Origin of the sequence: Pseudomonas sp. B21-040, from assembly GCF_024748695.1 — a bacterium.
Lineage (GTDB): Bacteria > Pseudomonadota > Gammaproteobacteria > Pseudomonadales > Pseudomonadaceae > Aquipseudomonas.
The window spans coordinates 4286719-4311992 of the sequence record NZ_CP087176.1 but is presented as its reverse complement, the minus strand read 5'-3'; the positions used below and the strand labels follow the sequence as shown (position 1 = coordinate 4311992).

Below are 25274 nucleotides of genomic sequence, written 5' to 3'. Positions count from 1 at the left end.
CGGTGCTAAAAATCGCTTCGAGCCGTTTCTTGGCATGCTGACTGATTCGGGCCGTTTTCTGTCTGTCGCGGAGGGTAGTAAACGACCCATACGGACATTCGTAAGAAGGCGAGACGGCTCATAGCAGGAAAGCCGAAACAAGCAAATCTCGATATAAAAAAGCCGCGTAACGGAGCAACTGGTACACAGCTCCGACGCGGCAAAAAGCTCTGTTTGACCAGAGCGGCGATGACCCCGCAGGGGTTCGGTTTACATGGCCCAGTGCAGCATTGCCAACACCAGTGCGCCAAGGAATACGGTTTCTCCCACCATCAATAGAATGGGTTTGATCCCCACCGAGGCCAGCTCCTTGAGCTGCGTCTTCATGCCCAGTGCGCTGATGGCGATCACCAGGCACCAGCGTGACAGGCTGTTGCCGGCGTCCTGAACCATCTGTGGAATGACCCCGGTGCTGTTGACTGCGGCAAAGATTACAAATCCCACCGCGAACCACGGCAGCAGCGGTGGTCGCTTGCTGCCAGGTTCGACGCCGCGGGCGCGGGTGATCATGGCCGCACACAGAATTACCGGTAGCAGCATCGCCACGCGCATCAGTTTCACGACCGTGGCGCTGTCGCCGGTCTCGTGTGACATGCCGTAGCCGGCGCCAACCACCTGGGCTACATCGTGAATGGTGCCGCCGAGGAAAAAGCCTGCGTGGAGCGGGCTCAGGTTGAAAAACTGGGCAATCATCGGGTAAAGGATCATTGCCATGGTGGACAGCGCCGAAACGCCTATGACTGTGAAGAGCGTCGCCCGCTCTTTCTTCTCATGGCTGGGCAGCGCTGCCGCCAGGGCAAGGGCCGCCGACGCGCCACAAATTGCGGTGGCGCCGCCGGTAAGCAGGCCGAACAAGGTGCTGAAGCCCATGGCGCGAGCCGCGACGATGGACACCAGGATCGTCACCACCACTAGCGTCACCACCATCACAACCGGCTGCCAGCCAAGGGCAACGATCTGCTCCAGGGTGATGCGAATGCCCAGCAACGCAACACCGACCCGGAGGATCTCGCGGGCTGTGAACTCGATGCCCGGCTTGCACACCCCGTCACCGGAAAGGAAATTCATCGCCATGCCCAGTAGAAGTGCGAAGAGCATCACCGGCGCGCCGTAGTGCTCGGAGAGGAATGTGGCCGCAGCGGCGACCATGGCGCTGACGATAAAGCCGGGCATCAGCAATTGGCTGCGTACCCCCAGCGAGGCAATGGTTGCGGAGCTCATGCAAGACTCTCCTGGGGGCAGGGCAGTGGTTGTGTCACGGGCAGTTTGATGGGGGCGTTCATGACATTCTTCCGGCCGGCGTCGCACCTGCGACTGTCGGCATCAGTTTCTGGATATCGCGTTGGTAGTGGCGCTTGCCGTAGCAGAACACGAGGGCTGCTGCGATGCTGATCAGTGGGATCATCTGGAAAGCACGATCAAGGCCAAAGGCGTCAGCCAGCAGGCCCGTGACATAGGGGCCGGGCCCTTGGCCAAGCAGGTTATTGGACAAGGCCAGAATGGCAAAGGCCGTGCCGTGCACTGAAGGGTGGGTCAAGTTGGCGATGGCGGCGCCGGCGGGGCCAAACGTGCCAGTGACCACCAACATGGCCAGAGCGATGACTACCAGTTGTGCCACTCCGGGGGGCAACAGCATGGCCGCTGACAGCAATAGGCTAGTGATCAGGCAGTAGGCGACGGCCAGGGAAATCTTGCGCTCGGGAGCTTTGCGGCACAGGCGGTCGCTGAGGATGCCGCAGAGGATCATGCCGGCGCCACCCGCCAGGATCAGGGCGGCGGAGATCAAGCCAGCCCGATCGGTGCCCATGTGGTAGTAACGGTTCAGGTAGCTGGGCAACCAGGCTATCAACGAGGCGCCGATGAACATCTGCAGGCCGCTGCCGATATAGGCACTGATGACCGAACGACTGGCAAACAGCGAACGTAGTGGACTCTTGCCGTTTGCTTCGGCGTGTTGGTTTGCGGTCTGAGTGCAGTTGCCAAGGCGCCGCTCTTTTACGACAAGTGGATAGATGATGGCGAGCGTCAGGCCGAATATCGCCATAACGATGAAAGCAGAGCGCCAGCCCAGGTGCGCGGCGATGATGCCACCAAGCGCCATGCCCAGTACGGAGCCAAACATGGCGCCAGCCATGAAGGTGCTGATGAGGGTCGCACGCATCTGCTTGGGAAAGACGGAAAGCACCACAGCTACGCCGACGCTGGCATAGGCTGCCTCGCCGATGCCGACCAACGACCTGGCGAGAAGCATGTGTTGGTAATTTTGTGCAAAGCCGGAGCCCAGTGTAGCCAAGCTCCAAATCGCGGCCATCAGTACCAGGCTGCGGACCCTGCCCCAGCGGTCGGCCATTAATGACATGGGTACGGTCAACAGACCCACCATCAGACCGACGATGCCGCTCAGCAGGCCGAGCTGGGAGTCGCTCAGTGCCCACTCGGATTTGAGCAGCGGAAAGATTGCGTTGAGCACTTGTCGTGACATGTAGTCTGAAATCAGCAGACCGAAACTGAGTGCAAATACGCACCAGGCATACAGTCGGGGCGTGCTGGCGGTTGAAGTTTCGATAGTGTCAGCAAGGGCGTGGTGAACATTCATGGCGATTCCTTGTATCTGCGCTTCTTGTTGTTATTGGATTGTCTTGATCGGACTCGTGAACCGGGCCTTGAGTAGCGCCCGGCTCGGGCAAGCATGGGAACGTGTTACTACCCGCCCGAGCGTGTTGAGGGAGGCAGGCCCTCAGGCGGTGGGCAGTCGGTAGTCCTGGAACATCTCGCGAAGCTTGTTCTTCAACATCTTGCCGGTCGCGCCGAGCGGGATGCTGTCGACGAATACCACATCATCCGGGGTCCACCATCTGGCGATCTTGCCTTCATAGAATCCAAGCAATTCGTCGCGCGAAAGTTCGCTGCCGGGTTTGCGGGTCACGACCAGGAGCGGGCGTTCATCCCATTTCGGGTGGTAGGCCGCAATACACGCAGCCATCGCAACCGCCGGGTGAGCCATGGCGATGTTTTCCAGATCAATGGAACCGATCCACTCACCTCCAGACTTGATGACATCCTTGCTGCGGTCGGTGATCTGCATGAAGCCCTCGGCATCAATAGTCGAGACATCGCCTGTCGGGAACCAGCCATCCACCAGCGAATCGCCGGCGTCGCTCTTGTAGTAGGAGGAGATGATCCAGGGACCGCGCACCATCAGTTCGCCCGAGGTTTTGCCGTCGCGGGGGAGTTCCTTGCCATCATCGCCGACGATCTTCATGTCGACGCCGTACACGACCCGGCCTTGTTTGGCCTGCAGGACGCGGCGGTCGGCGCTGTCCATGGCGAGGTGCCTGGCCTTGGGGGTGCAAACGGTCCCGAGCGGACTTAGCTCGGTCATGCCCCAGACGTGCAGCACCTGTACGTCATAGCGATCCTCGAAGGCCGCCATCATGGCCGAAGGGCAGGCCGAGCCACCGATTATCGTCCGGCGCATGGTCGAGAATGTCTTGCCCGTTGCCTCGACATGGGCGAGCAGACCTTGCCAGACGGTGGGCACGCCGGCGGACAGGGTGACTTTCTCCGCCTCGAACAACTCGTAGAGCGATGCGCCGTCGAGCAACGGTCCGGGTAGAACAAGTTTTGCGCCGACCATGCAGGCCATGTATGGCAACCCCCAGGCGTTGACATGGAACATCGGCACCACCGGCAGGACGGTGTCGCGCGCCGAGCAGTTCAAGGCATCGGGGAGGGCGGCGGCATGGGTGTGCAGAAGCGTCGAGCGGTGGCTGTAGAGCACGCCTTTGGGATTGCCAGTAGTACCTGAGGTATAGCAAAGCGACGATGCGCTGTTTTCGTCGAAGGTTGGCCACACGAAGTCATCGGTGTGGGTTGCGATCAAATCTTCGTAGCACAGCAGATCGGGGATCGAGGTAACCGCCGGCATATGCGCTCGATCGGTCATGAGCACGAAGCGGGTGATGGTCGAGACTTTGTCGGCGATGGATTCGACCAGCGGCAGGAAGGTCAGATCGAAGAAGAGCACGCGGTCTTCAGCGTGGTCGGCAATCCACTGCACCTGGTCGGCATGCAGGCGTGGGTTCAACGTGTGCAGCACGGCACCCGAGCCGGATACAGCGTAGTACAGCTCCATGTGGCGGTAACCGTTCCAGGCGAGCGTGCCGACGCGGTCACCAAAGCTGACGCCGAGCGTGGCGAGCGCATTGGCCAGGCAGCGTGCGCGCTGCCCGAGGTCGCGATAGGTTTGCCGATGGATATCGCCTTCGACCCGGCGAGAGACGACTTCCTGGTCGCCATGGTGGCGCTCGGCATGGGTGAGGAGCGTCGAAATAAGCAGCTGCTGTTGCTGCATCAGTCCATTCATGTTGGACACCGTCTTATTGTTGTTCATGTGAAATACCTTGGCGTATAGCCAACGAGGGACCGACTCAGTTGTCGTCCAGTTGTTCGAGGAACTCGAGAAGCAACGCGTTGATCTGCTCTGGCGCTTCTTCCGCCGCGGCGTGGCCCACACCGGCTAGCAGTAACTTTTTGCGCAGCCCGACCAGGTAGGTTTCGAGCTGGTCATATAGCCCGTGAATCTGTGGCGGTTCGATGGAGGGGTCGTTGGCACCGCCGATGAACATGCTGGGCTGCTTTATCACTGCGCCATCGAGAAAAGCGGAGATCTCCCAGTTGCGGTCGCGGCAGCGGTAGTAGTTCAGGGGGCCGGTGAAACCGGCACGGGTGTACTCATCCACGTAGTAGTCAATCGCTTGCGGGCTCAACCAGGCGGGGAACGCAACAGGGTCGGTGAAAGCATTGAGGATGGGCTCGTCCGGCTCGATGAACAGGCGCCAGCGCTCGGCACCGACCGCATCGCCCGAGACCGAGTAGAAGATGCTGCGCAAGGTCTTGCGCGTGTCGGCGGCCAGTTCACGGTCCGGCTTTTCCAGCTGCTGGAAGTACAGGTGGTGGTAGCCCTTGCCCTTGGCCATCGCCCGCAGCCCATCCGTGGGCCTGATCCGTCCGCGCGGAGGCACCGGCGTGTTCAGCATGACCAGTGCACGAAACAGCTCGGGCCGCAGCATGGCGCAGGCTTGGGCTACCCACGCACCGAGGTCGTGGCCGACGACGATCGCCGAGGTTTCATCCAAGGCTTCCATCAGGCAGACGATGTCACCCACCGCTTGGCTCATGTCATAGGCCTCTACCGCCGCTGGGCTATCGGACATGCCGAAACCTCGCAGGTCAGGCGCGACCACCCGATAACCAGCAGCTGCCAAGGCCGGGATCTGTCGCCGCCACATGTACCAGAGGTAGGGGAATCCATGTAGGAGGATGATCAGGGGGCCCTGGCCTTCCTCGACGTAGTGCATCCGGATGCCGTTGATCTCAACGAAGTGGTGAGCGAACGCGTCTGGAGCGTCAACGTCCCGCAGGGGCTGGTCCTGGAAATGTTCCAAATTCATCGCAGTACTCGTCATCTTGTTGTTGTATGGGAAGAGCTTGACGAGATAGGGGTGGTTGAGTTTGGCTATTCAGGACACCAACTTATCAAAACGGGACGGGGTGATCGCATGTCCAGCCTGATTCGCAGTGCCTGTTTGACCGGCTATGCGTCCATCGCCCACGCAGTTGGGCTGGACCCGTTCCGGATGTTGCGGCTGGCCAAATTGCCCCCCCGCGTGCTTGACGATCCGAATCTTCTGATCAACGGCTATTCGGTTTGCTGGCTGCTGGAAGAGTCGGCACGGCTTTCCGGCCAGGAAGCCTTCGGCCTGTTGATGGCGGAGCGCCGAGACTTGGCCGACTTTGGCATGCTGGCCCTGATGATGCGTGAGGAGCCCACTCTGCGCGCGGCGATGGAGTCGTCTGCGCGCTATATGCGGCTTCATAACGCCGGTGTGCAGTTGCGCCTTGAAGACGCCGGAGATCTGGTGCTTCTACATGTGGATATCCAGCAGAAATACCCGGGGCTTTTGCGTCAGGTGGTCGAAATCTCAACAGGTATTATTTTTCGGTCCTATCGGGCGCTCGCGCACGATGCTTTCAAACCGGTGAACATCTGTTTCAGCCACGAACGTCCAGCCAAGATGGACGTTCATCGCCGGGTGCTCGGAACGGCAATCGACTTTGGGCAGGAGTTCAACGGCATTGTCTGTCGGGCTCGCGACGTGGACCTGCCCATTGCCGCTGCCACACCCAAGCTCAATCGAGAAGTGAAGCGCTGGCTGGACATGCAGTTGACGGACGAGGGCGATGAGCCTCTGGATCAGGCGCGCCAGGTCATCAGGGTACTGCTGCCCACCGGAACCTGTTCGATCGATCGTGTCGCCGAGCACTTGGGGTTGCATCGCCGCACACTCAATCGGCGCCTGGCGGAAGTTGGCGAGACGGGGCTTTCCGTGGTCAATGCGGTGCGCGTCGAACTCGCCGAAGAGTATCTGTTGACCAGCAAGCGCAAGCTCTACGAAATCGCGGGGCTGGTGGGTTTTTCATCCGGTGCGGATTTCTCTCGCTGGTTCCGTCACCAGTTCAGCATGTCCCCGTCGGAGTGGGCCATACAGCATCGTGGGCGGGCGGCAACCGGGTCCACCCAAATCGCACCGAGCCCTCCCGGAAAGCCTTGACGAAGCCGGATACCCAGCCGCCCTCGTTGTCCGAAAATGCCAACAAGTTGTCCCGTCTTGCAAAAGCCGGGGCGACGGCAATCCCTAGCATCTCTCCAAGGAACCGAAACGGTGCCACTGGCTCGCTTTGATCCTGTCTGATTTGCCGGGCATGCGATTGCATGCCGGCGTACGCCAGAGACTGGAGATTTCAATGATAAAAAAAACAGCTTTCCAAAACAGTTCATCGCCATCCCCGGCGATTGTCCGTCCTTCGGCTCTTCGACATTCGATTAAGGTTGAACTGTGCACGCCGAACATCGGCGCCGAGATCAGCAACATCAGCCTGGCCGACGCTGCCCAAGACCCTGAAATGATCGCAGAGATCCGGGCGCTGTGGCTCAAACACAAAGTGCTGTTCTTTCGCGATCAGGACATCACTCCGATGGAGCAACAGAATTTCGCGGCGCAATTCGCCGAACTGGAAGCTCATCCCGTTGCGCCCAGCCATCCTGAGGCGGACAAGTTGCTGATGCTGTACCGCAATCTCGACCCCAACAAGCAGAATATGGTCGAAAAGATCAGCCGCGAAAACCTGTGGCATGCCGATGTCACTTTCAAGAAGGCGCCGCCCCGCGGCGCGGTGTTGCGCTGTGAACTGGGTCCGGAGTCCGGCGGCGACACCATTTGGTCCAACATGGTGATGGCCTATGAAAGCCTGCCTGAGGCCATCAAACAACGAATCGATGGTATGTACGCCAAGCACGATGCCGAGCACGCCTTTTTCGCCCAGATGCCGATCGCTGATCGTCACGCGATGGCCGCGAAGAACCCCGTCGCTGAGCACCCGGTTGTGCTTATCCATCCTGAGACGGGCGAAAAGGTGTTGTTCGTCAACTCGGCGTTCACCACCCATTTCTCGAACTTTTACACCTTCAAGGACGTCCGCTGCGGCCAGGACTTCAAGCCAGAAGCCAATACTCTGTTGAATTACCTGATTTCCCAGGCCGCGATTCCGGAATACCAGGTGCGTCTGAAGTGGCGACCCAACACGGTCGCGATGTGGGACAACCTGCTGTGCCAGCACTACGCAGTAGCCGATTACGGCAATGCACCGCGCAAGATGCTGCGCGCGACATTGACCGGTACCCCTCTTAACTGATTCACCCAATTCCCAGAGGTCTTCGCCTCGTGCTGGATCAGTCGAGCGCGTGCATCGCCGTCGGTCAAACCGCGCGGTCAGCTTCTGGAAAAAACAATAGAAACGGAGATAGTTATGCTTTTTCAACAAGTTGAAACAGCCGTCATGCACGGCGAGTCGCTGCCTTGGGTTCCCTTCACCCCTTTTGCAGACAACGTCCTGCTGAAGTACTTCAAGCTCGACCCAATTCGCGGCGAGATCATTGTGATGATGAAGGCGCCCATCGACATGGTCCTGCCCAAGCACCATCACTCTGGCACCGTCATCGTCTACACCATCGAAGGCCACTGGAAGTACAAAGAGCACGACTGGATTGCGGGTCCGGGCAGCGTTGTCTACGAGACCGCCGCATCCACTCACCAGCCGGAAGTGGTCAGCACTGAAGACGGTGACTACATGGTGACGCTGGTGATCGTGAGCGGCGACCTCATCTTCGTCGATGAAAACGACAAGGTCCTGGCCATCGAGAACTGGAAAACCTCGCTTCAGCGCTACATGAATTACTGCGAGGCGAACGGGATCGAACCACAGGATCTTACAGCCTTCCACTAAGGCTAAAGGGCCCTCGACACCGATAGCTATCCACGAAGCTGGTGTCGGGGCCGCCCGCCATAACCGAGCAGTTCAACTAACTGTTCGGGTGTCAGGTTACTACGTCCTTTCTGCTGCTTGCCGGTAACAGGTGACAGGTTCAACGACAGCGATCTCTGGTGTCGACCCGTCAGCTCCTGTTTGTCAGGCCGTGGGCGGGATTTCGTTGATCCAAGCATCCCTAACAATAATAAAAAGTGGAGCTAGCCATATGAAACACAGTCAGCCCTTCACCTTGCGTCGCAGTCCGCTGGCCATTGCTGTTGTCGTTGCAATCATGCCGGTCGCCGGCCACGCGTTCGAGTTCGATACCGGTAGCCCGGATTGGTCTGTGCGCCTGGACAACACCGTCAAGTACAACTACGGCGTACGCACCGAAAGCGCCGACAAGCGCATGCTCGGCTCGCCGAACAACAATGATGGTGATTACAACTTCCGCAAGTCCGGGACCAACATCACCAACCGTGTCGACCTGTTGACCGAGATGGATGTTGTTTATAAACAGAACATGGGCTTTCGTGTCAGCGCCGCCAGTTGGTACGACAAAGCCTATGAGAACACCGGTTCCAACTCCAACCCGTTCGTCAACGGCAATGATGCACGCTCTGGCCTGGTCGCCAACGACCCGCGCCTGGCCGGTGTCACCAACGACAACGTCGGCAATGGCAGTCCGCACCTGAGCAACTACGCCCAGCGTTACTACACCGGTCCGTCCGGGGAAATCCTCGATGCCTTCGTGTTCTACAGCACCGAAGTGGGCGAGGAGTCGATGCTGAGTGTCAAGGCCGGCCAGCACAACGTGTTCTGGGGTGAGACCATTCTCAACCCGGTGCATTCGGTCAGCTACGGCCAGTCCGGCCTCGATCTCGCCAAGCTCGCCGCATCGCCGGGTACTGAAGCCAAGGAGCTGTTCGTTCCGCGTAACCAGCTGTCGATGTCGTTCACTGTCAATCCGGAGTTGACCGTGGGGGCCCAGTATTTCCTGAAATGGGATGCTGCGCGTCTCCCGGAAGCGGGCACCTACTATGGCGGTTCCGACTTGGTGGGCTTCGGCGCGCAGTCGTTCCTGCTCGGCAACACCAACTCCATCACGCCGGGCAGCCCGCTCGGTTGCGGCGTCGCCCCCTGCAACGCATTGACCAACGTGGTTCGTGGTCATGACCTGAACCCTGGCAATCAAGGCGACTGGGGCGTAATGGCCAAGTGGTCACCGGAGTGGCTGGACGGCACCCTCGGCGTCTACTACCGCAAGACCTCGGACATCCTGCCGCAGGCCTGGCTCGACACTCGCGGGGTCACCTCGGCCAACCCCAATGGCACGCGTCCAGCGGGCCAGGTGCCGGCTGTTGTCAACACGTTGAACTCGTTGAGCACCGCCACTTATCAACTGGCGTACTCCGACGATATCGATATCTACGGTTTGAGCCTGTCCAAGGATTTCGGCGGCATCAGTGTTGGCAGCGACCTGAACATTCGCGAAAACATGCCGCTGGCCAGTATCCCGGCCATCGTCAGTTCCACCAGCCCGCTGGGCTTCGGGCAAGGTCTTGGCCTGTTGCCAGCACGTACCGCGGCCACTGGCGTCATTTATGACGTCCCGCACAACGGCGACAGCATGAGCGCCACCGGCGAAACGCTGCACTGGACGCTCAACGGTTTGATGACCCTGCCCAAGACGCCGGTGTACGACCAGGCCGTGCTGCTCGCCGAACTGTATTACAGCAACCTGCTCAAGCTCGATGACAAGAACTCGGCACTCTACAAAGGCAAGAGCACTTACCGCGGTATCGATGCGCCGACCCGCGACAACTGGGGTATCGCCGTCAACTTCACACCGACCTGGTACCAGGTGTTTCCGGGCGTGGACTTGAACACGCCGATGTCCGTGAACGTTGGCCTCGATGGTGTTTCCCCTGTGGTCGGCGGTGGCGCCAAGGACACTGGTACCTACGCCGCTGGCATCGGCGCCATCGTTTACAACAAATACTTTGTCGATCTCAAGTATGTGGATTCCTTTGGCAAGACTGACAAGTGCAACGTCAGCGGCAACAGCACCGGTGCAGCCAACGCCGGAAGTGGCGATGGATCGACCCCGAACGCCTTCAGTGGCAACGAAAACTATGCCTGCTACGCCGGTGGCTATTCGGCCTTCTCGGGAGGCGGCGCAACCACAGAAGACCGTGGCGCTGTGTACCTGACGCTGAAAACCACCTTCTGATACACCCATTGCTTAGATACTAAGCAGGAGAACAACATGAAATTCGTCAAAACTTTACTGGCCGCTTCCCTGGCCATGACGTTGGGCGCACATGCGCAGGCGGCCGTAACCGCCGAGGAAGCTGCCAAGCTCGGCACCAGCCTGACGATGGTCGGCGCTGAAAAAGCCGCCAATGCGGATGGATCGATTCCTGCCTACGCCGGTGGCCTGACCACCGCGCCGGCCAGCTTCAAATCGGGCGACACCCTGCGTCCGGACCCCTTTGCCAGCGAGAAGCCGCTGCTGGTGATCGATGGCAAGAACGTCGACAAATACAAGGGCATGCTCACTGCCACCACGGCTGAGCTGGCCAAGCGTTTTCCCACGTTTCGTGTTGATGTCTACCCGACTCACCGCACCGTTGCGTTGCCTCAGAATGTGCTGGACAACAGCGTGAAAAACGCCAGCGGCGCCAAGTCCCTGCAAGGCGGACTGGCCATCGATAACGTTCTGCCTGGTGTGCCGTTCCCGGTCCCGCACAATGGTGCCGAAGCGATGTGGAACTTCCTGCTGCGTTACCAGGGCGTCAACATCACCACCAAGTATGATTCCTGGAACGTTGACTCGGCGGGGGTGCCAAGCCTGGCCACTACCGGACAGACGTTCATCAACTACCCAATCTACGAGAACATGTCGCAGCCGATCAGCAGTGCCGACGTGTACTACCAGATCAAGGTGGCCTACACAGGTCCCGCACGTCGTGCCGGCGAGGCGCTGATGATCAAGGACGCCGCCGACCCGTTGCAACAACCACGCCGCGCCTGGCAGTACCTGCCGGGCCAGCGGCGAGTCAAGTTGGCTCCCAGCCTGGCCTATGACACGCCTAACCCAGGTACCTCCGGTGCCGGGACCTTCGATGACGGGTTTGTGTTCAACGGCGCGCTGGACCGCTACGACTGGACGCTGGTGGGCAAGCAGGAAATGATCCTGCCTTACAACACCTACAAGCTGACCTACGTTGCAGACCCCAAGTCGCTGACCACCCCTAACCACCTGTCACCCGACTTCGTGCGTTGGGAGAAACACCGTGCGTGGGTCGTTGAAGGCAATCTCAAGCCAGGTGCTCGTCACATCTACCAGAAGCGTCGCTTCTACCTGGATGAAGACAGCTGGACAGCTTTGGCTTCCGACCAGTACGACGCACATGGTCAGCTCTACCGTGGTTCCTTCGCTTTCCTCAGCCAGAGCTATGACAAACAGGTGCCGGACTCTACGCCGTTCATGATCTACGACCTGGTCGGCGGGTCCTACAACATCAATGGTGTGGTAGGTCCCTACGGCGGCATCAAGTACATCGAGCCGCTCTCCAAGGCGCAGTGGTCAGCTGAGTCCCTGGCCGGTGCAGGCATCCGCTAAGCATCCCGCGATAAAGCGCCCAGATGATTCACACCCTAACTGGGCGCCTGACTCCAGCGCCGGGTGCGCCTTGCGCGCCCCAGCGCAGTTTTCTCAAGAGGATGCAGTATGGGTTCTTACAAAAAGTGCCTGTTGCTGGCACTGGGCGCCTCACTGGTTCTGTCACAGGGAATCGCCCAGGCCACCAACTTCATTGACGTGCTGGACCAGCCAGCCAGGCTCAGTACCCTGGCCGTGCGCAGCCCTTTGCTGGCCACGGCCCGCGCGGGTGATCGGCTGGTCGCTGTCGGGCAGCGTGGTCACATTCTCTACTCCGACGACTCCGGCAAGAACTGGCTTCAGGCCAGTGTGCCGGTCAGTGCTGACCTCAATGCCGTCTCGTTTCCTACGCCACAACAAGGTTGGTCCGTGGGTAGCGATGGTGTCGTGCTGCACAGCAGCGATGCCGGCGCAACCTGGAGCAAACAACTCGATGGCCGCCAGATCGGCGACTTGCTGGTCAAGCACTACAGCGCCCTGGCCCAGGCAGAACCTGGCAATGAACAATGGCCGCAGCTCGTCGAAGACGGCCAGCGGTTGACGAAAGAGGGCGCCGACAAGCCGCTGCTCGACGTCTGGTTCGCCAATGACCAACTCGGTTATGTGGTGGGTGTATTCAATCTGATCCTGCGCACTGAAGACGGTGGCAAGCACTGGACCCCGTTCCAGGACCGTATCGATAACCCGCAGGGGCTGCACCTCAATGCCATCGCCGCTGCCGGCGATGCGCTGTACATCGCCGGCGAACAGGGCTTGCTGCTCAAATTCGATGACACGCAGCAGCGTTTCCTGGCTCTGCCAACACCTTATCAAGGCAGCTTTTTCGGTGTGGTCGGCAAGCCTGGCGAAGTCCTGGTCTACGGGCTGCGCGGGCATGTGTTTCGCAGCACCGATGGCGGCGCCAACTGGGCCCCACTCAATACGGGGCTGCAAGTGAACATCACCGCCGCCACCCTGGACACCGACGGCCATTACGAGCTGTTTACCCAGGCCGGGCAACGGTTGGTCAGCCAGGATGGCGGGCAAGGCTTGAAATTGATGGCTCAGCAAAACCCGTCACCGGTTGCCGGCGCCGTTCAGGCAGCCGACGGCACATTGGTGTTGGTCGGCAACCGTGGTGCGCGCGTGCTTTCACAAGAATAAGAACTGTATCAATTCGAGGTACCCAGACATGGGCAATATCCAACAAGACACGATGCCGGTGATTTGCAACTTGCAAGACTTCGATCGAAGTTCCGGAAACCGGCTGGAAAGGTGGGTCTTCAATCACCGCCCCCTGTTCATGTTGCTCATGGCAGTGATCACCCTGGTACTGGGTTACATGATGGCGACCCGTCTCGAGCTGCGTCCCAGCTTCGAGAAGATGATTCCGCAGAGCCAGCCGTACATTAAAAATTTCCTGGAGAACCGCAAGTCTTTGCGCGGCTTGGGCAGCTCGGTGCGGGTGGTGGTTGAAAACACCGAAGGAGACGTCTTCGACCCCGATTACCTGAACGTGCTCAAACAGGTTAACGACGAACTGTTCCTCACCGAAGGCGTCGACCGCGCATGGATGAAGTCGCTGTGGAGCCCGTCGGTACGCTGGACCGAAGTCACCGAGGAAGGTTTCCAGGGTGGACCGGTGATGCCCGACACCTATCAGGGTACGCCGGCGGATATCGAACAACTGCGCGAGAACATCAACCGCTCCGGCATTGTCGGTAATCTGGTAGCCAGCGACTTCAAGTCCACCATGTTGATCGTGCCGTTGCTCGACACTGCTTCGGCAACCGGACACAGCGTCGACTACCACACGTTCGCCAAGAAACTTGAAAGGCAAATGCATGACAAGGAGGGCTCCGGCAAATACAAAGTCCACGTGATCGGCTTCGCCAAGTTGGTCGGCGACCTGATTGACGGCCTGATCCAGGTAATGATGTTTTTCGGCCTGGCCGTGGTCACCTCGCTGGTGATCATCTACGCCTACACTCGCTGCGTGCGCAGCACCCTGCTGGTAGTTGGCTGCTCGCTGATCGCAGTGGTCTGGCAGCTGGGCATCGTCGCCTGGCTGGGTTATGCGATAGACCCGTACTCGGTGCTGGTGCCGTTTTTGATCTTCGCCATCGGCGTGTCCCACGCCGCGCAGAAAATGAACGGCATCATGCAGGACATCGCCCGCGGCACCCATAAACTGATCGCTGCGCGCTACACCTTCCGCCGCCTGTTCATCGCCGGGGTCACTGCGCTGTTGGCCGACGCCGTGGGTTTTGCGGTGCTGATGCTGATCGACATCCCGGTGATCCAGGACCTGGCCATTACCGCCAGTATTGGTGTCGCGGTCCTGATCTTCACCTCTCTATTGCTGATGCCGGTCGCGCTGTCGTACGTCGGCGTTGGCAAGAAGGCCGCCGAGCGCGCCTTGAAGATCGACAGCCGCGCTGCAGCGCATCGTGGCTTCGGAAAATTGTGGGACTTGCTCGACCGCTTCACCACTCGCAACTGGGCTATCGGCACTGTACTAGGTGCCTTGGTGTTGGGTATTGCCGGTTTCGCCGTCAGTACGCATCTGAAGATCGGCGACCTCGACAGTGGTGCTCCGGAGCTGCGTGCCGACTCGCGCTACAACCGCGATAACGCCTACATCACTGGCCATTACGCGCTGTCCAGCGACCTGTTCGCAGTGATGATCAAGACTCCGCCAGAGGGCTGCCTGAATTATCAGACGCTGGTCCTGGCCGACCGCCTGGCCTGGGAACTGCAGCAATATCCGGGAGTGCAAGCGACCTCATCGCTGGTCAATGCGGTGCGCCAGATCACTGCCGGATCTTTCGAGGGCAACCCCAAGCTCAATAACATCCAGCGCAATCAAGACGTGTTGAACTACGGCGCGCAACAGGCCTCGGTCAATGCGCCGGAGCTGTTCAACAACAACTGTTCGGTCATGCCGGTCATTGCCTACCTCAAGGACCACAAGGCCGAAACCCTGGATGCGGTGGTCGCCATCGCCGACAAGTTCGCCAGGGAAAACAGCACCCCGGATCGCCAGTTCCTGCTGGCCGCCGGAACTGCGGGTATCGAGGCGGCAACCAATATCGTGGTGCGTGAAGCCAATCACACCATGCTGCTGTACGTGTACCTGGCGGTGACGCTGTTCTGCCTGATCACCTTCCGCAGCTGGCGCGCCACGCTGGTGGCGCTTTTGCCGCTGGTACTGACCTCGATCCTCTGCGAGGCCTTGATGGTCGCCATGGGCATCGGCGTGAAAGTCGCCACCTTGCCGGTTATTGCCCTGGGTGTGGGTATCGGTGTGGATTACGCGCTGTACCTGCTCAGCGTGCAGTTGCATTACCAACGCAGCGGTATGCCGCTGTCCGAAGCCTACCGCAACGCCGTGGCCTTCACCGGTCGGGTGGTCGGCCTGGTCGGCATCACGCTGGCAGCCGGTGTAGTGAGCTGGGCCTGGTCACCGATCAAGTTTCAGGCCGACATGGGCATCCTGCTGACCTTCATGTTCCTGTGGAACATGCTCGGCGCGCTGATCCTGATTCCGGCCCTGTCCTACTTCCTGTTGCGTGGGCCCTCGCTGAACCGTCGTGCTGCGCCGGCTGAGCCGGGGAGGCAGACCAGCGATAGCGACAATTCCAACAAACCGGGCGTGCCACATGCCCTCACAATGTCCGAGTAAGCCAATCATGTCTGTTTACAAAGCCCCCCTGCGCGACATGCGCTTCGTTCTCAATGAAGTCTTCGAGGTGTCCAGACTTTGGGCTCAATTGCCCGGGTTGGCCGAGGTGATCGACGAAGAGACGGCAGCCGCGATCCTTGAAGAGGCCGGCAACATCAGCACAGATATCATCGCTCCGCTGTTGCGCAGTGGCGACGAGCAAGGCTGCACCTGGAACGACGGTGAAGTGTCCACGCCGGACGGTTTCCCGGCAGCCTATCGTGCCTTTGCCGAAGGTGGCTGGGGCGGTGTCGGTGGCGATCCTGAGTTTGGCGGCATGGGCATGCCCAAGGCGATCTCCGCCCAGATTGAAGAAATGGTCAACTCGGCCAATCTGTCGTTCGGTCTGTACCCAATGCTGACGGCGGGTGCCTGCCTGGCACTCAAGGCCCACGCCAGCCATGAACTCAAGGAACGCTATCTGCCAAACATGTACGCCGGCACCTGGACCGGTTCGATGTGCCTGACCGAAGCCCACGCCGGCACCGATCTGGGGTTGATCCGCACCAAGGCCGAGCCCCAGGCTGATGGCAGCTACACAATCCGCGGCAGCAAGATTTTCATCAGCGGTGGCGAACACGATCTGAGCGAAAATATCATCCACCTGGTACTGGCCAAACTGCCGGGTGCTCCCGCCGGGGCAAAAGGCATTTCGCTGTTTTTGGTGCCGAAGGTGCTGGTCAATGGTGACGGCTCGCTGGGCGATCGTAACGCGCTGTCCTGCGGCTCCATCGAGCACAAGATGGGCATCAAGGCCTCGGCCACTTGCGTGATGAACTTTGACGGCGCCACCGGCTGGATCGTCGACGCGCCGAACAAGGGGCTGGCGGCGATGTTCACCATGATGAACTACGAGCGTCTGGGCGTCGGTATTCAGGGTCTGGCACAAGGCGAGCGCTCCTATCAGAACGCCGTCGAGTATGCCCGCGAGCGTATTCAGAGCCGTGCCCCGACGGGTCCGCAGGAGAGTGAAAAAGCCGCTGATCCGATCATCGTGCACCCGGACGTGCGCCGTATGTTGCTGACCATGAAGGCCTTAAATGAAGGCGGCCGTGCGTTCTCCAGCTACGTGGCCCTGCAACTCGACACGGCCAAGTACAGCGAAGACGAAACCGCCCGCGCACGCGCCCAGGAACTGGTCGCGTTGTTGACACCGGTGGCCAAGGCGTTTCTCACCGACATGGGCCTGGAAACCACGTTGCACGGTCAGATGATCTTCGGCGGCCACGGCTACATCCGCGAATGGGGCCAGGAACAACTGGTGCGCGACGTGCGCATCACCCAGATCTACGAAGGCACCAACGGCATCCAGTCGCTGGACCTGGCCGGGCGCAAAATCGTCGGCAGCGGCGGGGCGCTTTACCGCTTGTTCGCTTCAGAAATTCGCCACTTCACCGCCAATGCCTGTGCCGATCTCGGCGAGTTTACCCAGCCGCTGAACGCAGCTGTCGATACCCTCGATGAGCTGACTGCGTGGCTGCTGGATCGGGCGCAAAACAACCCGAATGAAATCGGCGCCGCCTCGGTCGAGTATCTGCACGTGTTCGGCTACACCGCGTACGCCTATATGTGGGCGCGCATGGCCAAGGCGGCCATGGGCAAACAGGCCGAGGATGATTTCTACGCCAGCAAGATGGGTACGGCACGCTTCTATTTCGCTCGCGTGCTACCCCGTATCCACTCGCTCAGCGCCTCGGTCAAGGCCGGCAGTGACAGCCTCTATTTGCTGGATGCCGCACAGTTCTGAACATGATCAGTTTCAGGAAGAACCAACTGGGTGAAGACAGCTTGTTTGCTTCATCCGCCAGAGAGATCACCTATGAATAGCTTAATCAATTATCGCTGCGAAGGACCGCTGGCCTTGATCGGCCTTGCCAGTGCTCCCGTTAACGCTCTCGGCCAGGCGTTGCGCGAACAATTGCTGGAGGCCTGTGAACGCGCCGCCGCGGACGCCAGCGTGAAAGCGATTATTCTCCACGGCGAAGGTTCTGTGTTTAGCGCCGGCGCTGACATTTCCGAGTTTGGTAGCCCTGCGTCCTTCGCCGCGCCGGACCTGCCAAGTCTGCTGAGCCGTCTGACCGAGTTAGACAAACCGCTAATCGCCGCCATCGGTGGGCCGGCATTGGGTGGTGGGCTTGAGCTCGCCATGGCCTGCGGCTACCGGGTGGCTGAAGCCGGCGCGCGCTTGGGCCTGCCGGAAATCAAGCTTGGCTTGCTGCCCGGCGCTGGTGGTACGCAGCGTTTGCCGCGTCTGATTGGCGGCGCTGCGGCGCTGAAATATATTGCGTCCGGCGAGCTGATCGGCACCCATCGAGCACAGGTGCTGGGGCTGCTGGATTGGGTGGCACCCACCGCGGATAGTTTGCTCGAAACGGCCAAGACACTGGCCTTGGCACTGATTCACAGACAGGCGCCGGGCCGCCCGTGCCGCCCGAACTGGCCGCACCCAACCCCGGGTACAGCCTTGCTGCCGGGTTATTTCGCCGACTATCGCGCGGCGAATCAGTCGCGCTGGAAAGGCCAGAGCGCGCCGCAACGGGTGGTGGCGGCGATTGAAGCAGCCTGCAATCTGCCGCTGGCCGAGGGCCTGGCCCGCGAGGGCGAGCTGTTCAAAGAGGCCGAGGCTTCCACCGAGTCCGAGGCCCTGCGCCATGTGTTCTTCGCGGAGCGTGAAGTCGGCAAGTTGCCGGGGCTGGACGCCGGCACGTCGATTCGTCCGGTCAACCGGGTCGCGGTCATTGGTGCCGGCACCATGGGCGCAGGGATTGCCATGAACTTCGCAAACACGGGCATGGCGGTGACGCTATTGGAACTCAGGGCCGATGCCCTGGAGCGCGGTCTAGCGCTGATCCGCAAGAACTACGAAACCAGTGTCGAGCGCGGCAAGCTCACCTCCGAGCAGATGGAGCAGCGACTGGCGCTGATCCACGGCACTCTGGACTACGCCGATATCGCCGACGCTGACCTGGTGATCGAGGCGGTGTTCGAGAACCTGGCCATCAAACAACAGGTGTTCCGAACCCTGGACGAGGTGTGCAAGGCGGGGGCGATTCTCGCCAGCAATACTTCTACTCTGGATGTCGACGCCATTGCCGCTGTTACGTGCCGACCGCAGGACGTGGTCGGCTTGCATTTTTTCAGTCCGGCCAATGTCATGCGCCTGCTTGAAGTAGTGCGCGGCGCGGCCACAGCCCCGGATGTCCTGGCCACTACGCTGAAAGTGGCCAAGCGCATTGGCAAGATCCCGGTGGTTTCCGGGGTGTGCTTCGGCTTCATCGGCAACCGCATGCTCGAACCCTATTCCCGCGAAGCACATCGGCTGCTGTTAGAAGGCGCGACACCAGCGCAAATCGACAGAGTGCTAGTCGGCCTGGGTCTCGCGATGGGGGTGTTTGCGATGCACGATCTGGCCGGTATTGATGTGAGTTTTCTGGTCCGCGAGTCGCGCCGCGAAGTCATCGCTCATGATCCCGGCTACTGTAAGCTGGCCGACGCGCTCAATGCCCTTGGCCGTTATGGTCAGAAGAGCGGCCGTGGCTATTTCCACTATGAAGGCCGCGAGCGCAAGGATGACCCTGAAGTGGTCGTTTTGGCCGAGCGCATTGCAGGCGATCTGGGCATCCCGCGTCGCATTATCAGCGATCAGGAAATCCATGAACGTTGTGTGTTGATGCTGGTTAACGAAGGTATCCAGCTTCTCGACGAAGGCATCGCCCAGCGCAGTAGCGACATTGATCTGGTCTGGATCAATGGCTATGGCTTCCCTGCCTGGCGCGGTGGACCGATGCATTACGCCCAAGGGCTGGGGCTTGCACGTGTGCTGGAGCGTATCGATCATTACCGAGAGGTACTTGGTGCCTATGGAGACATGTGGTTCCAGCCAGCACATTTGCTGGAGCGCCTGGTCGCATCTGGCAGGACCCGCGTCGAAAGTATTTGATCTTTGCGGCTATTGGCGGCCATCGCAAACTGGCCGCCCTTTGCTATTCCTTGGAATCCGGAACAGAAAGTATTAGGGGAATGCGGGGCGGGCATAGTAACTACATTGGATAAATGCCGATCGTTTGGCTCTAAACCTTTAGCCCATTAGCCAAACGATGGAGTTCTACGGCGCCTCCAACAACGTTATGAAAGAGTTGATTGCCTGTGCCCTGCAACCCGTAGAGGTTCAGCCAGTCCCTACCGGTAGCGTCTGATCAAATGCAGCCCTCGGACCTTTCCCAGCCCACTCGCTGTCTTAGCCGATTTGGCCGACTGCCTTTGGCCGATCTCTGCCGGTCGTGTCCGGCAGCAGTCGACCCAGAGCAGACTGCGAGCACTGGCAAGAGTCGGAGATCAGTAGACGATTGGCTGCGTCTACGAAACCTGAGCGACTAACTTCGTCTATGTTCCCTGTTCCTCACTGGACTAAAAAATGGGGCTGTTAATCAATTAAATTAAGCATTTGCTCTGTTTAGGCTGCCCAGCGTAGTCCGGCGACGCTCAGCAGGATCATGCCGATCCAGACAAGTTTCCAGAACGATACCGCATCACCCATCCAATACATTCCGACGATGGCTGTGCCGGCAGCCGATGCCGGTCCAGACCGCATAGGCGGTTCCTACAGGTAGCACCCGCAACGCCATCCCGGCCGAATTTGTCGAACTGGCGCGCATCGATGCGGCCAGACGGCTAATCGAAGGTAGGGCGAGCTGAGTTGGGTTGATCTTGAAAAGCAGGCATCGTTCTGGGTGCTCCGACCTGAAGGTTCGCTGGTGCGGGCCTCTTTTTTGGTAATTCACATTACTCAATGCTCATGGGCATGCGAATGGATGGTGAGGGCACCAGGTACCTTGGTGCGTTCGAGCCCCCCACGTTCCAGCCACCGGAGGGTCTGCTCGTAGGCACGCTGCAGCAAAGACTCGGTCTGGTCAAAGTTGAAAACCGAGACATCCACCGGGCACAAAGGCGGGACGATGTGCAGACTGGTGAAAGTGCGGAAGTGTTCGATGTCGCTCACCAGTTGGCGCATGCTCATCAGATTGACGGTGTGCAGGGCTAAGGCGACCAGTCCTCGGGGAGGTTGCATTAGGTCGCAACTCATTCCGGTGGGGATTACCACGACGTTGGTGGCTCCCAGGGCAACGGCAGTCGAAATCGGTGTATTGCTTGCCACGCCACCGTCAACCAGGAACTGATCGGCGATTTGTACGCAGGGGAACACCAGCGGAATGGCAGCGCTGGCCAGTAACGCCTGCTCGAGTTCGCCACTGGACAGAACTGTCTCGGCACCACTGAGCAGGTTGGTGGTGACGATGTACAGGGGTAGCACCGCATCCTCAATGCGGTGAATGGGCAGTGCCTGACCCAGCAGCCGATTCAAGGCCGACGGCTGCAACAGATAGCCACGCCGTTTGATCAATCCTCTACAGGTATCGAACCAAGAGAGGGGGAAGATGTCAGTTTTACTCAGCCCGCGCCAGAATCCGGCGAGAGCCTCGACGCCATCGGAATCGGGTCTTGCTGCAAAGTAGGCACCGTTGATAGCGCCTACCGAAGCACCAACCACCATGTCGAATCGAGCATTGGCTTCGACCAGGGCCCGCAACATACCCACCTGCACCGCCCCCAAACTGCCACCGCCAGCGAATACGATTGCGGTTTTGGTCGCCATGGCGGAAGTCTCTGTGCGGAAATGTATCGAATGAGTGTAGCTGGAGGGTCGGCATTGCTTCCGGCAGCCCGCCAGATGATCGATATTTCGCAAGTCAGGAGTTACGGTCCATGCCGAATCCCAACGGAAACGGGATGAGTGCGTAACATTTTCGGTGATAGGAGATCAGTCTCTTGCGACCACGTTCCGGGAGGCCCCCGAGGTTGGGGTTCCTTTGAGCATATCGAGCAGGTCAAGCTTCATATGATCGTCTGCTTTTGGCTGTGGATCCAACCGGTCGTGAGGACGTGAATCGGCCGGTCTCGAATGGCCGAGATTGCCCCGTTGCAGACCATCAACTCGTGGGCCGGAGAGCACCATTGGTGGGATCTCCCTCAGAGAGCATCTGAGTGAGGCGTTCACGTTCCACCGTTCTTGGCAGCACACCCGAGGTTGTCGCCTCCACCACAGTGACACCTTGCGGGTTGACTATCCTGACTTCGGCCTTTGCGTGACCCCGCTCATCAATCTCCGCGATGAGCCAGTGGCAGGTGATCTGTTCTCCCGCGTAAACGGGATGTTTAAACTCAAAACGCATCCCGGTCGCCAGCCAACCAATTTGCCCGCCAATTTCGGTGACCAGGCTGGCAGTCAGCAGACCATGGGCAATGGGTGCCTTGAACCTGCGCAGCTGCGCGTAGCGTGCATCACAATGAACCGGATTGTAGTCGCGTGAAATCTGCGCGAATTGGCGAATATCGTCATCTGAAAAGCAACGGACTACCGTGAACCGGTCTCCGACCTTGAGACCTTCGGCGGCGCGTTCTCTTGGGCTATTCATTACGACTTCCTGTAAGGCGAGGGTGGGGAAATCAAACAGTATGCTCGGGCCCGGGAAATTCTCCTGGGCTCACCTCAAGTGCAAAGTTCCTTCGGCAAACAGAGCCAGTGCGATGAGGATCATGGCCGCGCCGGAAAAACGACTGACCCGTTGAGCGGCGGCTGGACGTGCCCGCAGAACAACCTGCGAGCCAAATCCGACTAGAAGGTAGATCACGCCACAGCTGATAGTGTGGACGAGCCCGAGCGCAATCATCTGCATCGGTACAGGCCAGGGGGCCGTGGCGTCGGCAAATTGCGGCAACAGCGCGAGGAACAGCAGGAACACTTTCGGATTCAGCCCGCTGACGCAAAGCCCCTTGAACGCCCAGCGCTTCCAGGAGCCTGACGCCTGAACCTCATCCGCGTGCGGAGTAGAGGGGCGCACGAGCATGTTGATGCCCAACCAAAGCAGATAACTCGCCCCGGCCATCGTCAGCACTGACAGGGCCAGAGGGTGGTTGGCGACCAAGGTGCCAACACCACCGGCTACCACCAGTGTGGCAATCAAGTGGCCGGATAACAGTCCGCCCACGGCGGGTATGACAACTCGATGCTTCAAGCCCGCGGATATCGCGTGGGCCCAATCGGCTCCAGGCGTGATCACAAACAGTATCGACACCGCCCAGAAGGCCACAAAAACACTGAAGGTCATGGCGTCACCCACGCCCGTTCATCACTCAACACTTCATTCATCATTCCACCTCTCAATTCCAAGGCCGTTCCTCTTGTTTCATTTTGAGGAGTACGGTTGTTAATGGTGGGAGGAAGATTAATGAAATCTGGTTAGAATTAGCTTTCAAAGACGGTCGCAATGGCGTTGCAGGTTAGGAGATTATTCTGCGTGGATAGAATTGATCGGAAGATTCTTGCTGAGCTGCAAAAGGATGGCCGCCTTTCGGTCACTGAGCTTGCCGAGCGTGTAGGGCTGAGCCTCTCACCTTGTCACCGGCGAGTGCGGGCACTGGAGGAGTCCGGTGTGTTGCTGGGCTATCGCGCGCAACTTGATCCCGGCGCATTGGGCCTGAATTTTTCCGCCATGGTGTTTGCCACGCTTAGGGAGGGTGACAGGCAGGCGGTCGAGGCGTTCGAATCGGCACTCATTGATATACCTCAGATAGTCGATGCCCAGAGGTTATTTGGCGAGCCGGACTACCTGCTGCACGTCATCACTCAGGATCTACCGGCCTTCCAAAGGCTTTACGATGAAAGCCTCTCGACATTGCCCAATGTGCAGCGGCTGACTTCGACGCTGGTCATGAAGCGGGTTGTCCAGGACAGGCCGTTGCCTTTGTGATGGTGTTTGGTACTGCTTCGCCTTTAAAACAGGGTCTTGCGCCAATCAGGGATGACCGCTCTTGGCCGGTTGTTGCCTTTTGCGAACGACTGCAAAGGGTCGTTCTCTACCGATCATGGTTACAAAGCGTGCTGGTCAAATCCGATGCAATCGGTGGTCAGAACGAATGCAACGGACTGGTCAGGTCGAATGCAAGCGGGTGGTCAAGTGGAGTGCAATTTCGCAGTCATCTGACATGGTCGCTTCTCCAGTTCTTGTAGAAATCGTGGCAGCGACCAAAAAAATGGCCCGCATGCGGGCGGGCCAAATGGGAATTCTTCAAAGGAGCAGGGTTAATCTGCGCTCCACCATGTGAGCGATTGGTGAAAAGCATGTTGCAGAAACGAAAAAGCCCGGCACATTAGCCGGGCTCTCTGTAGATGGGCCAAATCCCTTTGGCTGACTGCATTGTGCTTGGTAGGTGTGACGAAGGCATGACAGGGGCAGATACAAGAAGCCCGGCTCTGGACCGGGCATTTGAGTTACATCGGTACGACAGCCAAGCCGCTACAACATCTCGCCGTCATACCACGTGCCTACTCCGCCTTCCCCCGCACACTTCTTCACGCCTTCATAACCCGCCAGCTAGTTTCTGCCGTTCAATGGAGAACCCTGCGACTCTCTCCAATCCTGATCCGATCAAGCGCCCGGTTTAATGCGTCCAAGGCATCGAGGAGAGCTTTCGCCTCGGCTTCCCGGCCATCCCCCCATAGGCGTTCAGCCATTTTGTTCAGGGCTTGGATAGAACGCTCAATTTCAGCAGCAGTCACTGCTGCTTTACTGTCCGTCAGCTTCTTCTTCATTGAGTAACCGTTTACAGGGCATTGCTTGTATTTCAGATCTAGCGCGAATACGCCCGCCAGACGCATGGCTATTCAGCCTTCCGGACAATCCTTCCCGCCTTCACCTCATCTGTGTAAGCAGTCAGCCGATCAGCTTGCTCATGCAGCTTTTCGATCGTCTCCATTGCCTCCAGAAGCTCTGTATCCCCGCGCTGTTTTGCAAGCCTGAACATTTCCAGGGCAGCTTCTTCGAGGGAATATGCAGCGGCTTTCAAGTCGCGGCGTAACTCTTGATTGGGTTTGTTAAGTGCCATGACAACCTCCTGCCAATCCCTTCCGCGATCATTGGCAGTGGTCTGCCTTCGCCGGCCGGACTACCTGACCTGCACCGATTTCTTTAATCCAGACATCTAACCGATTCTCACCTTGCTGGAAGATTGTGATCATCCTTCGAAGCGCCTCAGCGTCTGGTCCATTACCTGCGTGGCTTAGCCGCTCGGCAATCCGAACTAACTCCACGGCCGACCACTTCAGATCAGAGGCGACACCCTGCAGATCGCGCTTCAGGTCCGGCACTGGTTTGTTGAGCCCCATCATCACCCCTTACAAGCCCCCACAACACTAATCCGATATTCAGCTGCGAAATTGCACTCTACTTGATCACCCGCTTGCATTCGACCTGACCAGTCCGTTGCATTCGTTCTGACCACCGATTGCATCGGATTTGACCAGCACGCTTTGTAACCATGATCGGCAGAGAACGGCCGATTGTGTTGAAAAAGTCGACCCGGCCCAATGGGCAATGCATTGAGCGGTGAAAACGTAATTTTTGTACGCTGCTACGTAAAATCTGAGCCCTGATCCTT

General features: G+C 59.1%; 20 protein-coding genes. 10 read left to right on the top strand and 10 right to left on the bottom strand.

Annotated elements, in window-relative coordinates; genetic code table 11:
- Window positions 1-249: 249 nt before the first annotated feature.
- The 4 genes from LOY55_RS19700 to LOY55_RS19685 all read right to left on the bottom strand — a co-directional run bounded on the left by LOY55_RS19700 (window position 250) and on the right by LOY55_RS19685 (window position 5492).
- Window positions 250-1260: a YeiH family protein gene (locus LOY55_RS19700; RefSeq protein ID WP_223524286.1), complete on the bottom strand. Its 1011-nt coding sequence runs from the start codon at window positions 1258-1260 to the stop codon at window positions 250-252.
- Window positions 1261-1318: 58 nt separating this feature from the next.
- A complete protein-coding gene (locus LOY55_RS19695; RefSeq protein WP_223524282.1) occupies window positions 1319-2635 on the bottom strand; it encodes an MFS transporter in 1317 nt (438 codons plus the stop codon).
- Window positions 2636-2776: 141 nt separating this feature from the next.
- On the bottom strand, window positions 2777-4432 hold the full coding sequence (locus LOY55_RS19690; RefSeq protein ID WP_309475391.1) for a 3-(methylthio)propionyl-CoA ligase: 1656 nt from the start codon (window positions 4430-4432) through the stop codon (window positions 2777-2779).
- 37 nt (window positions 4433-4469) lie between these two features.
- Window positions 4470-5492, bottom strand: coding sequence for an alpha/beta fold hydrolase (locus LOY55_RS19685; protein WP_258666428.1), 1023 nt, complete (start codon window positions 5490-5492; stop codon window positions 4470-4472).
- A gap of 108 nt (window positions 5493-5600) precedes the next feature.
- Here LOY55_RS19685 and LOY55_RS19680 point away from each other — a divergent pair, with 108 nt between their 5' ends.
- The 9 genes from LOY55_RS19680 (at window position 5601) to LOY55_RS19640 (ending at window position 19719) form a co-directional block, all read left to right on the top strand.
- Window positions 5601-6653: an AraC family transcriptional regulator gene (locus LOY55_RS19680; RefSeq protein ID WP_258666425.1), complete on the top strand. Its 1053-nt coding sequence runs from the start codon at window positions 5601-5603 to the stop codon at window positions 6651-6653.
- A 271-nt stretch (window positions 6654-6924) separates the two neighbouring features.
- The gene (locus tag LOY55_RS19675) at window positions 6925-7794 is read left to right on the top strand and encodes a TauD/TfdA family dioxygenase (RefSeq protein ID WP_223524318.1); all 870 of its coding nucleotides are present in this window, start codon (window positions 6925-6927) and stop codon (window positions 7792-7794) included.
- A 114-nt stretch (window positions 7795-7908) separates the two neighbouring features.
- Window positions 7909-8385 carry a 2,4'-dihydroxyacetophenone dioxygenase family protein gene (locus LOY55_RS19670; RefSeq protein ID WP_095964963.1) on the top strand — a complete coding sequence of 159 codons (477 nt, stop codon included), beginning with the start codon at window positions 7909-7911 and terminating at the stop codon, window positions 8383-8385.
- Window positions 8386-8635: 250 nt separating this feature from the next.
- Window positions 8636-10642: a DUF1302 domain-containing protein gene (locus LOY55_RS19665; protein ID WP_223524275.1), complete on the top strand. Its 2007-nt coding sequence runs from the start codon at window positions 8636-8638 to the stop codon at window positions 10640-10642.
- Between the two features lie 36 nt (window positions 10643-10678).
- Complete coding sequence (locus LOY55_RS19660; RefSeq protein WP_258666422.1) at window positions 10679-12037, top strand: DUF1329 domain-containing protein; 1359 nt, start codon at window positions 10679-10681, stop codon at window positions 12035-12037.
- A 108-nt stretch (window positions 12038-12145) separates the two neighbouring features.
- Window positions 12146-13219 carry a YCF48-related protein gene (locus tag LOY55_RS19655; RefSeq protein ID WP_258666421.1) on the top strand — a complete coding sequence of 358 codons (1074 nt, stop codon included), beginning with the start codon at window positions 12146-12148 and terminating at the stop codon, window positions 13217-13219.
- Window positions 13220-13247: 28 nt separating this feature from the next.
- Window positions 13248-15740, top strand: a complete 2493-nt coding sequence (locus LOY55_RS19650; RefSeq protein ID WP_258666419.1) for an RND family transporter — start codon at window positions 13248-13250, stop codon at window positions 15738-15740.
- 7 nt (window positions 15741-15747) lie between these two features.
- Complete coding sequence (locus LOY55_RS19645; RefSeq protein WP_223524267.1) at window positions 15748-17526, top strand: acyl-CoA dehydrogenase C-terminal domain-containing protein; 1779 nt, start codon at window positions 15748-15750, stop codon at window positions 17524-17526.
- Window positions 17527-17598: 72 nt separating this feature from the next.
- Window positions 17599-19719: a 3-hydroxyacyl-CoA dehydrogenase NAD-binding domain-containing protein gene (locus LOY55_RS19640; protein WP_258666412.1), complete on the top strand. Its 2121-nt coding sequence runs from the start codon at window positions 17599-17601 to the stop codon at window positions 19717-19719.
- Between the two features lie 846 nt (window positions 19720-20565).
- Here the strand turns inward: LOY55_RS19640 and LOY55_RS19635 are convergent.
- The 3 genes from LOY55_RS19635 to LOY55_RS19625 all read right to left on the bottom strand — a co-directional run bounded on the left by LOY55_RS19635 (window position 20566) and on the right by LOY55_RS19625 (window position 22945).
- Complete coding sequence (locus LOY55_RS19635; RefSeq protein WP_223524263.1) at window positions 20566-21432, bottom strand: patatin-like phospholipase family protein; 867 nt, start codon at window positions 21430-21432, stop codon at window positions 20566-20568.
- A gap of 334 nt (window positions 21433-21766) precedes the next feature.
- The gene (locus LOY55_RS19630) at window positions 21767-22252 is read right to left on the bottom strand and encodes a MaoC family dehydratase (protein WP_223524261.1); all 486 of its coding nucleotides are present in this window, start codon (window positions 22250-22252) and stop codon (window positions 21767-21769) included.
- A gap of 69 nt (window positions 22253-22321) precedes the next feature.
- Window positions 22322-22945: a LysE family translocator gene (locus LOY55_RS19625; protein ID WP_223524258.1), complete on the bottom strand. Its 624-nt coding sequence runs from the start codon at window positions 22943-22945 to the stop codon at window positions 22322-22324.
- Between the two features lie 189 nt (window positions 22946-23134).
- Between LOY55_RS19625 and LOY55_RS19620 the strand changes: the two genes are divergently transcribed.
- Window positions 23135-23587, top strand: coding sequence for an Lrp/AsnC family transcriptional regulator (locus tag LOY55_RS19620; RefSeq protein WP_046032615.1), 453 nt, complete (start codon window positions 23135-23137; stop codon window positions 23585-23587).
- 638 nt (window positions 23588-24225) lie between these two features.
- Here the strand turns inward: LOY55_RS19620 and LOY55_RS19615 are convergent.
- The 3 genes from LOY55_RS19615 to LOY55_RS19605 all read right to left on the bottom strand — a co-directional run bounded on the left by LOY55_RS19615 (window position 24226) and on the right by LOY55_RS19605 (window position 25002).
- Entirely contained in the window at window positions 24226-24429 is a 204-nt protein-coding gene (locus LOY55_RS19615) for a hypothetical protein (protein ID WP_043302433.1), read from the bottom strand.
- Between the two features lie 68 nt (window positions 24430-24497).
- Entirely contained in the window at window positions 24498-24722 is a 225-nt protein-coding gene (locus LOY55_RS19610; protein ID WP_008019294.1) for a hypothetical protein, read from the bottom strand.
- Window positions 24723-24750: 28 nt separating this feature from the next.
- A complete protein-coding gene (locus tag LOY55_RS19605) occupies window positions 24751-25002 on the bottom strand; it encodes a hypothetical protein (protein WP_223525276.1) in 252 nt (83 codons plus the stop codon).
- Window positions 25003-25274 lie beyond the last annotated feature (272 nt).